The 11,275-nt window shown below is 71.5% G+C and carries 13 protein-coding genes, 3 pseudogenes and 1 other annotated feature; of the genes and pseudogenes, 8 read left to right on the top strand and 8 right to left on the bottom strand.

Features of this window, described 5'->3' with window-relative positions; translation table 11 throughout:
- Window positions 1–722, bottom strand: a 722-nt coding sequence (locus tag Ae150APs1_RS26495) for an alpha/beta hydrolase (RefSeq protein WP_075302641.1), incomplete at its 3' end; no start/stop codon positions are given.
- Between the two features lie 277 nt (window positions 723–999).
- On the opposite strand from Ae150APs1_RS26495, the gene Ae150APs1_RS26490 reads away from it, so the two are divergent.
- Window positions 1,000–1,275: a hypothetical protein gene (locus tag Ae150APs1_RS26490; protein WP_075300981.1), complete on the top strand. Its 276-nt coding sequence runs from the start codon at window positions 1,000–1,002 to the stop codon at window positions 1,273–1,275.
- An 11-nt stretch (window positions 1,276–1,286) separates the two neighbouring features.
- On the opposite strand, the pseudogene Ae150APs1_RS26485 reads toward Ae150APs1_RS26490, so the two are convergent.
- A pseudogene (locus Ae150APs1_RS26485) lies at window positions 1,287–2,533 on the bottom strand (IS3 family transposase).
- Window positions 2,124–2,252, bottom strand: a sequence feature (AL1L pseudoknot). Its footprint overlaps the pseudogene before it by 129 nt.
- Window positions 2,534–2,820: 287 nt before the next feature.
- On the opposite strand from Ae150APs1_RS26485, the pseudogene Ae150APs1_RS26475 reads away from it, so the two are divergent.
- Window positions 2,821–3,234 (top strand): annotated as a pseudogene (locus Ae150APs1_RS26475) (DUF3558 family protein); the annotation flags it as partial.
- Between the two features lie 284 nt (window positions 3,235–3,518).
- A complete protein-coding gene (locus Ae150APs1_RS26470) occupies window positions 3,519–4,034 on the top strand; it encodes a DUF3558 family protein (RefSeq protein ID WP_075300977.1) in 516 nt (171 codons plus the stop codon).
- Here Ae150APs1_RS26470 and Ae150APs1_RS26465 read toward each other — a convergent pair.
- From Ae150APs1_RS26465 to Ae150APs1_RS26445, 5 genes and pseudogenes are all read right to left on the bottom strand, one after another.
- Window positions 4,028–4,462 carry a pyridoxamine 5'-phosphate oxidase family protein gene (locus tag Ae150APs1_RS26465; protein WP_010243566.1) on the bottom strand — a complete coding sequence of 145 codons (435 nt, stop codon included), beginning with the start codon at window positions 4,460–4,462 and terminating at the stop codon, window positions 4,028–4,030. The genes Ae150APs1_RS26470 and Ae150APs1_RS26465 overlap by 7 nt on opposite strands.
- A gap of 25 nt (window positions 4,463–4,487) precedes the next feature.
- Window positions 4,488–4,880 carry a transglycosylase family protein gene (locus tag Ae150APs1_RS26460; RefSeq protein ID WP_075300975.1) on the bottom strand — a complete coding sequence of 131 codons (393 nt, stop codon included), beginning with the start codon at window positions 4,878–4,880 and terminating at the stop codon, window positions 4,488–4,490.
- A 229-nt stretch (window positions 4,881–5,109) separates the two neighbouring features.
- Window positions 5,110–5,832 (bottom strand): hypothetical protein, encoded by a 723-nt coding sequence (locus Ae150APs1_RS34005; protein WP_075300973.1) that lies wholly within the window; start codon window positions 5,830–5,832, stop codon window positions 5,110–5,112.
- 172 nt (window positions 5,833–6,004) lie between these two features.
- Window positions 6,005–6,406 (bottom strand): annotated as a pseudogene (locus tag Ae150APs1_RS34000) (MFS transporter); the annotation flags it as partial.
- A gap of 20 nt (window positions 6,407–6,426) precedes the next feature.
- Window positions 6,427–7,035: a DUF1275 family protein gene (locus tag Ae150APs1_RS26445; RefSeq protein WP_139317198.1), complete on the bottom strand. Its 609-nt coding sequence runs from the start codon at window positions 7,033–7,035 to the stop codon at window positions 6,427–6,429.
- Window positions 7,036–7,082: 47 nt separating this feature from the next.
- Here Ae150APs1_RS26445 and Ae150APs1_RS26440 point away from each other — a divergent pair, with 47 nt between their 5' ends.
- The gene (locus Ae150APs1_RS26440; protein ID WP_010243560.1) at window positions 7,083–7,574 is read left to right on the top strand and encodes a hypothetical protein; all 492 of its coding nucleotides are present in this window, start codon (window positions 7,083–7,085) and stop codon (window positions 7,572–7,574) included.
- A 7-nt stretch (window positions 7,575–7,581) separates the two neighbouring features.
- On the opposite strand, the gene Ae150APs1_RS26435 is transcribed toward Ae150APs1_RS26440, so the two are convergent.
- Entirely contained in the window at window positions 7,582–7,998 is a 417-nt protein-coding gene (locus Ae150APs1_RS26435; protein ID WP_075302639.1) for a universal stress protein, read from the bottom strand.
- Between the two features lie 148 nt (window positions 7,999–8,146).
- Between Ae150APs1_RS26435 and Ae150APs1_RS26430 the strand changes: the two genes are divergently transcribed.
- The 4 genes from Ae150APs1_RS26430 to Ae150APs1_RS26415 are packed head-to-tail and all read left to right on the top strand — an operon-like array spanning window position 8,147 to window position 11,245.
- Entirely contained in the window at window positions 8,147–9,145 is a 999-nt protein-coding gene (locus Ae150APs1_RS26430) for a tripartite tricarboxylate transporter substrate-binding protein (protein WP_075300971.1), read from the top strand.
- The gene (locus Ae150APs1_RS32295; protein ID WP_075300969.1) at window positions 9,142–9,492 is read left to right on the top strand and encodes a hypothetical protein; all 351 of its coding nucleotides are present in this window, start codon (window positions 9,142–9,144) and stop codon (window positions 9,490–9,492) included. The genes Ae150APs1_RS26430 and Ae150APs1_RS32295 overlap by 4 nt, the downstream gene beginning before the upstream one ends.
- Window positions 9,489–9,740: a tripartite tricarboxylate transporter TctB family protein gene (locus tag Ae150APs1_RS32290; RefSeq protein WP_075300967.1), complete on the top strand. Its 252-nt coding sequence runs from the start codon at window positions 9,489–9,491 to the stop codon at window positions 9,738–9,740. The genes Ae150APs1_RS32295 and Ae150APs1_RS32290 overlap by 4 nt, the downstream gene beginning before the upstream one ends.
- Window positions 9,740–11,245, top strand: coding sequence for a tripartite tricarboxylate transporter permease (locus Ae150APs1_RS26415; protein WP_075300965.1), 1,506 nt, complete (start codon window positions 9,740–9,742; stop codon window positions 11,243–11,245). Before Ae150APs1_RS32290 ends, Ae150APs1_RS26415 begins: the two co-directional genes overlap by 1 nt.
- The last annotated feature ends 30 nt before the right edge of the window (window positions 11,246–11,275 follow it).

The following is an 11,275-nucleotide window of genomic DNA, read 5'->3' as shown; positions in this document are numbered from 1 at the left end:
TGGCGGGCGAAGAATCGGCTCCCCTCGTCGCCCTCGAACGCCGGGACGCCGGTGTGCCCGCCCATGTTGGCGTGCAGCGTCTTCTCCTCGGAGCCGAAGGCGTCGAACAGGTCCAGGGCCGTCTGCCGGTCGTTCCCCTCGTCGTCCCACTGCAGCAGGACCAGCAGCGGAACGGTGACCCGCCGGGCCTCCTCGACCACGGCGCGGGGCACGACGCTCCCGGCGAACAGGAGCGCGGCCACGATGCGCGGTTCGACCACCGCCAGCCGGACGCTGACGGAGATCACTCCCCCGGCGAACCCGACCGGCTCCCGTAGCCCGGGGAGCGCGAGCAGGGCGTCCAGGACGGCCCGCCATTCCGGTACCGCCGCATCGACGAGCGGGAGGACGAGCCTGTCGACGATCTCGTCGCCGACCGGCTCGCCCGCCCGGAGCGCGCGACGGAGTTCGGCGCGGGCGTCCTCGGCGTCGGTGGAACGGGGCCGGTCGCCGCTCCCGGGAAGCTCGATGGTGGCCGCGGCGAACCCGTCCGCCACGCAGCGCCGGGCCCGGGCGACGAGCCTGGGATACATCCGGCGCAGTCCGCCGGGGTGGCCGAGAAGGATCAGCGGGACCGGCTTGGACGCCGGTGCGGGTGTCCAGAGGATCCCGGGGATCCCGTCGAGGGTGACGCTGCGTTCGAGGACGCCGTCGTCGAGATGCTGTGCGGAGGAGAGTCGCATGGTCGTGCCCTTCGGGAGCGTTCGTGAACGGCGCTCCCGGACGACCTACCGCCCGACCGTGGCCCCGGAGGGGAGCACCCATGTCGATGTCGCGTTCACGGGGGTCACCTCCTTCGTCTCTGCCCAGCCACACGGAAGGTAGCCCCGGGCGCTGTGGGCCGCCACCGAATTGCTCACCCGGGCAGCGAAACAGTGTCACCTGCGAGCCGCCCACGGACCTTGGGCGGGTTTCCGTGAATCGCTCCGACACACCACGGTCTCCCTCTACTCTCACGCCATGTCCATGACTCCGGAACAGCAGCGTTCGATCGCGGAACTCGTCGCACAAGTGCACGTGGACAACGTGCTGCAGGTAGCCGCACTACTGCGGAAACAGGCGGACGACATCGAGGAGGCGATCACGTCGAACAGTCAGCGTCTTCAGGTCATCGCCTGCGGCGGTGATCCCGTCTCCCGGGATGCCCGCGACAGTTTCCAGCGCAAGATCGACGCGATCGTCGACGTCCACTGGGCACATCACGACGAACTGAGTGTCAAGTGCCGGGTTTGGTAGAGGCTGAGTTCTCATGCTCCGGCGGGCTGCCGGGCGGTCGTGGTGGTGGCGTTATGGATCTCGTACTCGACCGGCGGGACGAAGCCGAGTTCGCCGTGTAGTCGGCGGTGGTTGTACCAGTCGACGTACTCGGCGACCGCGAGTTCAAGGTCGCTGATCCCCGCCCACGGCCCCTTGTTGCGGATCAATTCGGCCTTGAACAACGAGTTGAATGCCTCCGCCATCGCGTTATCATAGGAATCGCCGACCGACCCGACGGAAGCGACGACACCAGCTTCGCCGAGCCGCTCAGTGTAGCGAATGGCAACGTATTGGACACCGCGGTCCGAATGATGCGTTAACCGCGACAGATCTGCACCGCTGCGTTCCCTGATCCAGATCCCCATGTTGAGTGCGTCTAGGGCGAGATCGGTGTAGAGATGACGTGACAGCTGCCAACCCACGATCCTCCGGGAGAACGCGTCCAAGACGAACGAGGCATACACCCAACCGGAATGCGTCTAGATGTAGGTGATGTCGGCGACCCACAACCGGTTCGGGGCCGTCGCGGTGAAGTCGCGCTCGACCAGGTCCGGGCGCAGGTCGGGGCTGTCGGCACGGATGGTGGTCCGCGGCACCCGCTGCCGCCGGACACCGCGCAGGCCTGCGGCTTTCATGAGCCGGCCGACGGTGCACCGCGCGACCGGCCGGTCGTCCACGCCGCCTTCGCGGCCCAGCTGTGCCCAGACTTTCCGGACGCCGTAGACGCCGTAGTTCTCGGCGTGCACGCGTGCGATCTCGGCGGAGACGAGGATGTCGCGTTCCGCCCGGGCCGAGGGTGGACGGGTCTTCGCCGCATAGTAGGCACTCGGGGCGATCGGGATACCGGCGTCTTTCAGCACGGCACAGATCGGCCCGACCCCGAACTCGTTCCTGTTCTTGTCGATGTAGTCGGTGACTACCGTTGCGGGCGGTCGAGCTCCGCCGCGAAGAAAGCCGAAGCGGACTTGAGAATGATGTTGGCCCGGCGGAGTTCACGGGTCTCCCGCTCCAGCTCCGCCAGCCGAGCGGCCTGATCGGTCGTCGTCCCAGGCCGGGATCCAGCGTCGATCTCGGCTTGCTTCACCCAGCCGCGCAGGGTTTCCGGAAGGATTCCCAGCTGGTCACCGATACGGCGGCAGACGTTCGTGCCGGCGTTGACAGGGTCGGCCTTGGCGTCGAGGACCAGCCGGATCGCTCGTTCCCGCAGCTCGTTGGGGTGCTTCCGTGGGGCTGCCATCGCTGCTCATCATCTCCTGGCTTGACACCCTCCATCAAACCCGGCGCGAGACAGAGGGCCGCCGTCGACGCCCTCCATGCCACGGCTCGCGGATACGGGTTCACCGACGCCGACATCGAACGCACCTTTCAGAACCTGGGGACGGCATGAGACGGATCCGCATCGCCGGCGCGTTGCTGACGGTCGTCGTGTCGGCGGCCGGGTGTGGATCCGGACATCCCGGAACGGAGGACACCCCGTTCCCTCCGAGGCCTTTTGCGATCGACGTGTAACGGGTCGACCCGTGTACCGCGCTGTCCGCGGACGAACGGGCGGAGATGGGCGTCCGTAACGGGCGCCCTGGGAAATCTCACGGTGGGACGTCCCGTGGATGTACCTGGGTTGGCAACCGCGGCCTCGGATACAACCTGCAGACCTTCGACATCGGTGCCGTCGCGACGATCGGCGCGGAACCGACGTCGACAGTGGTCACCGTCGCCGGCTTCGGTGCGGTTCGGAGCACCCCACCTGCACCGGGAAGCGGTCTGCCCCTGTGCCAGGTGGTCCTCGACGTCGCCGACGGCGCGTCACTGCGTGCACAGCTACAGGCCAATCCGACCCGGGACGACTCGCCGCCTCCGACCATCGACGAGGTCTGTGCCCGGTTGGGATCCACGGTGACGACGATGCTGAAGAACCTCCGCGAGCAGCAGGGGCAGTAGTGCGCCCGGCATTCCGGCGCACCACGGTTTCGCAGGAAATCCATTCTTGCCGATTCGGTCCCGGCCGCCGCGCGACACGATGCGGTCGCCGCATTCCAACCGAAGATCGACCGGATCGTCTCCATCCACTGGGCGCACTGTGCCGAGCTGCGCGCGGCGGTCGTCGCGCTTCGCGCCAGCGCGTTCGGCTACGGCTTCACGGACGACGACATCGAGGCCGAGTTCAGGAAGCTCGTCTCCCCATGAGGCGGATCGTCCTGGCCATCACGTGCGGAGCACTTCTCGTGGCACTGGAACTCACCACCGGATGCGCCGGGCACGATGACTATCGGGAGCCGTTTCCGGAACGGCCGTACGCGCTGGACGTCTCCCGCGTCGATCCGTGTGCAGCGCTCACGGACCAGGGACGAGAGGAACTCGATCTGCGCCCGGGTAGCGCGAACGCGAGCCACAGCGGAACCTCGAGGGTCTGCACCTGGTCCAGCAATCACGGGCTCGGCTACAACCTGCAGACCTTCACCGACGACGCGTCGGTCGCCATCGGCGCCGAACCGACATCGCAGGTCATCACCCTCGCCGGCTTCGGCGCCGTCCAGAGCTCACCACCCGCCCAGGGCACGGGTCTGCCGTTCTGCCAGGTCGTCCTCGACGTCGCCGACGGCTCCTCACTCCGAGCCCAGCTCCAGGTCACTCCCCTCGCCGAGCACGCCGACCGGCGCACCGTCGAGGGCACGTGCGCGCAGCTCCACGCCGCCGCGACGACGATGCTGGAGAACCTCCGGACGCAGCGGGGTCAGTAGTTCCCCACGACCCGCACCGGCTCCACCAGGACGGCCGCACGCCGCTGTTCGGCCATCACGCGGTCGTACTCGGCCCAGTCGTCGTGCGTCCCGCCGCAGGCGGCGAAGACGTCGCGCAGGAGCCGGGGGACGTCCACGCCGTCGACCGGGTCGTCCGGCCCGATGATCTCCGACGAGCCCTCGACGGCGACCCAGCGCCAGCCGGACCGCCAGTGCAGCGACGTCGCGGGCCGCGTGCGCAACGCCTGCAGCTTCACCGGGCCGTACGTCACGTAGGCGGCGACGGGTGAGCCGGTCACCGGATGGTCGAGGACGCCGGCGTTCACGAGTGAGGTGTGCGGGCGCCCGTCGGGGCGGACGACGGCGACCGTGCACAGGCCGCTGTCCTCGGCCACGATGCGCCGGACGGGATCCAGATCGGCACTCATGGACCGAGTGTGCCGCAGACCGGCCTCAGCGCCAGCCGAGCTTCTTCGTGCAGGACGGCCAGGCCTTCCAGCCCTGCTCGTCCTGGACCTTCTTGGCGACCTCGATCTGCTGCGACTTCGACGCCTGCTCGGGGCTGGAGGCGAACTCGGTGCCGCCGAACGACTTCCACGTGGTCGGGGTGAACTGCAGCCCGCCCTTGAATCCGTTGCCGGTGTCGGCCTGCCAGTCGCTGGTGCTCTCGCAGTGCGCGAGCTCGTCCCAGGTGGCGGTCTTCTCGACCGAGGGTGCGGCCGGGGCCGAGGGGGCGGCCGACGCGGTGCCGACGATGCCGAGCGGTGCCGCGGCCATCGCGGCGGCGGCGCCGATCCGGGCCGCGGTGCGGCCGGTGTCGGTGGGCTTGCGGTGCCGTCCTGCCATGTTCGCTTCTCCGTGCGGTGGGGAGCAGTTGCGTCGCCGTCCGGGCACGGTTCGGGGAGGGCCCGGACGGCGGCCGACACGGTAGGCACGCCCACCCCGGCCGGTTCAACCCGTCACCTCCGCTCGTCGCGGACGTGCGCGGTGAGTGGTCGGACGCACGCGATCGGCGACGGACGCAGTAACGCGAACCAGACGAACGGACCAGTGCCCGGGCCCCTCCGTCGGCCGATCAGCGGGTGCTGTTCGCCGCCGGGACCCGGTCCCCGGTGGCGGGAACCGCCGCCTTCCGGCCGAGGACCGACGCGACGACGGCCAGGACGACGACCACACCGCCGTAGGCGAGCGCCGTCGGGCGCAGCCCACCCGCGGTCGCGGCCACCCCGGCGATCATCGCGGGGACGCTGAACGAGAGGTACGCCAGCGTGTAGGTCGCGGCGAACAGCTCACCGCGCTCGTGCGGGGCGGCGAGCGCCGACAGCGTCCCGAACGTCGCGAAGGACGCCGAGCCGAACCCGACGCCGGCGACGAGCGTCCCGACGGTCGCGACGACGAGCACGCCGGTCACCACCCCGGTCAGCGTCACGAGGGTGCCGACGGCCAGCAACGCCGCGGCCGGCGTCAGCACGCGGGCCGGGGTGCGCCCGCGCAGCAGGAACGCGGTCAGCGCGCCGGTGAGGCAGAGCGCCGCGACGACCAGGCCGCCGACCAGATGGTTCCGGACGCCGAAGACGTCGACGACGACCGACGGCCCGAGCGACATGTACAGCCCGCCGAGTGCCCAGCTCGCCATCAGGATCGGCACGATCACCGCGAAGCCGGGACGGACCCGCGCCGGTACCCCGACCCGGGGCCGCAGCGACCGCAGTGCGCCCGGCCGCCGGTCGATCGTCTCCGGGATCAGCGCCACCAGCAGCGCCGCGACCAGCAGGCCCGCGGTGAGCAGCACCCACACCAGCCGCGTCGGTGCCGGGGCGAACTCGACGAGTGCGCCGCAGGCGAGCGCGCCGAGGCCGAGCCCCGCGAGCGGGGCGGTGCCGTTGACCAGGCCGGCCCGGGCCGGGTCGCCGCGCCGCCAGGTCGACGACGGTCGCCGGCAGTGTCGCCGTCGCCGCGCCGGTCGCGATCCCCTGCACGACGCGGGCGGTGAGCAACCAGCCCACGCCGTCGGCGGCGAGGAACAGCAGCAACGAGACGATCTCCAGCGCGATCGCGCCGAGCAGCACCGGCCGTCGTCCCACGTGGTCGGACAGGGCACCGACGACGAGCAGCGCCGCGATGAGGGCGAGCACGTACACCGCGAAGACCGCGGTGAGGGTGAACTCGGTGAAGGCGAACCGCTCCTGGTAGACGACGTAGAGCGGGGACGGCGCCGACGACGCGGCGAGGAACCAGACGAAGGTCGCCGCGACGACGGCGAAGGCGACCGGTGGGCTGAGCCGGAGGCGGCTCGACAGGGCGGTGCTCACGGGACTCCTCGGGTCGCTCGTCTGCTGAGCGTTGCCAACGACCGGGCCCGGCCCCGGCATTCCCCGGACCGTGTGACAGGTCAGGTCCGTCGCCACTCCCCCGCGCCCTGCACGACCACTGCCACGAGCAGCGGCACCGCCGCGAGCGCGGGCACCGCACCCGGCAGGTGCACCAGCAGCAGCCCACCGGCGACCGCGCCGAGCACGAGCGCACCGAGCTGGCGCACCGCGCTCCACCGCCGGGCCTCCCCCGCGGCGAGGTCGGCGACGGCGCCGGTGAGCGTGCCCGTCAGGTAGGTCGACGACTCCCCCAGGCGCAGCGCGACGCTGCTCTGCCCGCCCATCGCGATCGCGGCCCCGGCGAGCAGCAGCACGGCCGGGGCGCCGGCCGACGGCCAGAGCACCGCGAGCACGACGAGCAGGAGCAGCTCCGCGAGCAACGGCGCGGCGACCGCGGCCGGCCACCGTCGCCGTCCGAACGTCCACAGCGCGACGCCCACGACGAACCCGGCGACGGCGACGACCGGCGCGACGAGATCACCCCACCGTCCGGCTGCCGTCGCGGCCCCGGTCGTCACGAGGTTCCCCGTCACCACGCCGGCGAACGCGCCGCCGAGCGAGCCGACCGCCCAGACGTCCACCACACCCGAGCACGCCGCCATCGCGGCGAGCACCACCGCACGTCGCACGCGTCGATCCTCCCGGAATCGGCGCGACGGTGGCAGGCTCTCGGACCATGCTGCGTGCCACGTCCTCCCGGGTCGGGCTGTTCCACGTGCGCTACGAGGTGAGCCACGACGGCCGCCCCGTCACCGGCTGGACGGCGCGTACCTGGCAACGCCATCGGGACCTCGTGATCGACGGCCATCCCTACGCGCTGCGCTCGGAGGGCATCGCCCGGTTCGCGCTGGAGGGCGACCTGCGCGCGCACATCCTGCGCTCCGTGGACCATCCGGACGGCCCGCTGTCGCGACCACACTGGAACATCGAGATCGGGGACCTGACGTACCGGCTGGCCGGGTCGGGCGTCGGGCGGCGGTTCGCGTTGCTGACGACGGCCGACGCCGTCAACGAGGCCGGCCGGGTGTGGCGGACGGGGGCGCTGCGGCCGTCGTACGCCGCGCAGCTGCCGGACGCGCTGGAACTGCCGGTGCAGGTGTTCGTGCTGTGGTCGGCGATGGCGATCTGGCGGGCCAGCGTCGCCGCCGCGACCGCCGTCGCCCGGTGACCGGCGCCTACCGGGCGGCGGCGTGGGTCACGAGCACCGGGATCGGCGACTCCAGGATGATCCGCTGAGCGGTGCTGCCGGTGAGCAGCTTCCCGACCGGGCTGCGCCGCTTGACCCCGACGACGAGCAGCTCCGTGTCCTGCGCGGCGGCCAGGTCCAGGAGTGCCTCGGCGGGGTCGCCGCCGTCGTCGACGACGCGGACGTCGGTGCCCGGGTCGCCGTCGGCCCGCAGCGACGCGAGGCGGGCCTCGATGTCGGCGCGCAGCGTGCCGCCGTCGTGGGCGTCGGAGTCGGGGTCGAACCGCTCCTGTCGCTCGGTCGCGAGCGCGACCAGGGTCGCACCCCGCAACCGGGACTCGCGGACGGCCAGGTCGAGCGCGGCAGCGCCCTCGGGCGTCGGGCCGTAGGCCACACAGATCGTCATGTCGCTCCCCATCAAGCGCGTGCGGACGGCGGAACGATATCCAGCGAAACGGACGAGTCGAGGAACAGTTCGTTGTGTTCACAGCGTTCGTAGAGTTTCCGGAACCGGACATTGGCGACCGCGGTGATCTGTGCCAACGTCTCCGGCCATGCCACGACGGCAGGTCATTGCAGCCCTGGGAATCGTCCTCGTCGCCGCTCTCGCGGTGACCGCGTTCGCCGACGCCGCCCGTTCCGGGCAGGGTCAGGCAGCGCGCTCCAACCTCACCCTCATCGCCCCCGCAGCCGCCGGGGGCGGCTGGGACCTCGTCGCCCGCGAGGCGCAGCAGTCCATGCGCACGGGCAACGTCGTCAACACCGTGCAGGTCGTCAACATCCCCGGCGCGGGCGGGACGATCGGTCTCAACCAGCTCGCCGGCCTGGCCGGTGAGGAGACGACCATGATGGTCACCGGGACCGTGATGCTCGGCGGCATCAGCCAGGCCAACAGCCCGCTGAGCCTGGAGGACACGACGCCGATCGCCCGTGTCGCCGAGGACTTCGAGGTGATCGCGGTGCCGGCGGACTCGCCGTTCCGCACGCTGGAGGACTTCCTCGCCGCGTGGAAGGAGAACCCGCGCGGCCTGCCGGTCGGCGGCGGCTCCGCGGGCGGCATCGACCACATGGTGGCCGCGCAGCTGGCGCAGGCCCGCGGGGTGCCGGTCGAGGACCTCGTCTACACCCCGCACCCGGGCGGCGGCGAGCTGACGCTCAGCCTGCTGTCGACGGCGGCCGGCACCGTCGGCGTCGGGATCTCGGGGTACAACGACTTCCGCGACCTCGTCGAGGCCGGGCAGCTGCGGGTGCTGGCCGTCGTCTCCCCGGAGCGTCTGGAGGGCGTGGACGCGCCGACGATGGACGAGCTCGGGCTGCCGCAGGTCGACCTCGTGAACTGGCGCGGTCTCGTCGCCCCGGCCGGGATCACCCCGGAGGAGCGGGCGGAGCTGGAGCAGATCACCCGCGAGATGGTCGGGACCGAGTCGTGGGCCGAGTCGGTGGAGCGCAACCGGTGGGTGCGCAGCGAGGCCTACGGCGACGACTTCGGCGAGTTCCTGGTCAGCGAGCAGCGCCGCATCGACGATCTTCTGAAGGAGCTGGGGCTGGCATGAGCCGCCGTCCGCCACACCTGTCGAGGGGCGCGCTGGTCGTGCCCGCGATCCTGACCGCGCTGGGGCTGTTCCTGGTCTACGGCACGCTGACGATGGAGGTCGTCGGTGACGGCGGCCTGTTCGGCCCGACGACGATGCCGTGGATCGTCGCGGTGCTGTGCTTCGTCGTCGCGGTGGGGCTGGCCTTCGACATCCTGCGGCCGCGCCGCGAGTACGACACCCCCGCCCGGACCCCGGAGCCGGCGATCGCCGCCGGCGCGGCCGTGGCCCCGCCCCGGCCTCCGGGGCCACGGCCGCCGGTGACACGGGCGAGGATCCCGCGGGTCGCACCGATCCGGAGGGGGTGAACGCCCCGGCCGTGCTCACCGCGGTCGGCGGCGTCGTCGCCTTCATCGTCGTCCTGCCCTGGCTGGGCTGGATCCTCTCCGCGACCGGCCTGTTCACCGCCCTCGCCGCCGCACTGGGCAACCGCAAGTGGCTGCCGGTCGTCCTGGCCGGCCTCGCACTGGCCTCCGCGATCCAGGTCGTGTTCAGCGGTCTGCTCGGCATCTCCCTGCCCGCAGGCTTCGTCGGCCTCCTGGGAGGTGGCCTGTGATGGACCAGCTCACCAACCTGCTCGGCGGCTTCGCCGACGTCCTCAGCCCCTCCGCACTGCTGTTCGTCTTCCTCGGCGCCCTGCTCGGCACCGCCGTCGGCGTCCTGCCCGGCCTCGGCTCGTCGATGGCGGTGGCGCTGCTGCTGCCGCTGACGTTCGTCCTCGAACCGACCAACGCCCTGATCATGTTCACCGGCATCTACTTCGGCGGGCTGTTCGGCGACTCCATCGCCGGGATCCTGATGAACACCCCCGGCAACTCCACCGCCATCGCCAGCTCCTTCGAGGGCTACCGCATGGCCCAGCGCGGCAAGGCCGCCCAGGCACTGGCCACCGCCGCCATCGGCGCCTTCATCGGCGGCATGATCGCCTCCGTGCTGGTGGTGTTCTTCGCCCCCACCCTCGCCGAGCTCGCCACCGGGTTCGGGCCCGCCGAGTTCCTCGCCCTCGCCGTGTTCGCCTTCGTCGCGATCTCCGCGGTCGTCGCCGACTCCGCCATCCGCGGCCTCGCCGCCCTGGCCATCGGCCTGACCCTGGCCCTGATCGGCATCGACCAGCCCTCGGGCAGCCCACGGTTCTCCTTCGGCTTCCCCGCCCTGCTCGACGGCATCTCCATCGTCGTGATTACCGTGTCCCTGCTCGCGCTGGGCGAGGTGTTCCACCAGGCCGCGAAACTCGGCCGCACCACCGACCAGGAGACCGTCCTGCCCATCGGACGCCCCTGGCTCTCCCGCGCCGAGTTCCGCGCCGCGCTGCCCGCGTGGCTGCGCGGCACCGGCTACGGGCTCCCCTTCGGCGTCATCCCCGCCGGCGGCGCCGAGGTCCCCACCTTCCTCGCCTACGGCACCGAACGCCGCCTCGACCGCCGCCGCGACACCCCCATGTTCGGCAAGGGATCCATCCAGGGCGTCGCCGGCCCCGAAGCCGCCGGCAACGCCACCGCCGGCACCGCGATGGGTGCACTGCTGGCACTGGGCCTGCCCACCTCGGCGACCGCGGCGATCCTGCTCGCCGCGTTCCAGCAGTACGGCCTGCAACCCGGACCGCTGCTGCTCGAACGCTCCGGCGACATCGTGTGGGCCCTGCTCGCCGGGTTCTTCCTCGCGATGATCGTGCTGCTGATCCTCAACCTGCCCTTCGCACCACTGTGGGCACAGCTGCTGCGGGTCCCGAAGTCCTACCTCTACGCCGGCATCGCCGTGTTCGCCGCGTTCGGTGTCTACGCCGCCGGGGCCAGCACCGTCGACCTCGTGATCATGCTGGTGATCGGTGTGCTCGGACTCGCCATGCGGCTCTACGACATCCCGGTCGCACCGGTGCTGATCGCGGTCATCCTCGGCCCGCTCGCCGAGTACTCCCTGCGCGACGCCATGGGCAACTCCGAGAACGACCCCGCCGTCCTGGTCTCCAGCCCGATCACCATCGTGCTCTACCTCCTGCTCCTCGCCGGACTGGCCTGGACCGGCTGGCGCAGGTTCGCCGAGAAGCGTGCCGCCGACGTCTGACCCGGCGGTGCACCCCGGTCCCGCCGTGCT

Origin of the sequence: Pseudonocardia sp. Ae150A_Ps1, assembly GCF_001932315.1 — a bacterium.
In the GTDB taxonomy this organism is placed as follows: Bacteria; Actinomycetota; Actinomycetes; order Mycobacteriales; family Pseudonocardiaceae; genus Pseudonocardia.
The sequence above is the reverse complement of the archived record's forward strand: the minus strand, read 5'-3'. Positions and strand labels throughout refer to the sequence as shown.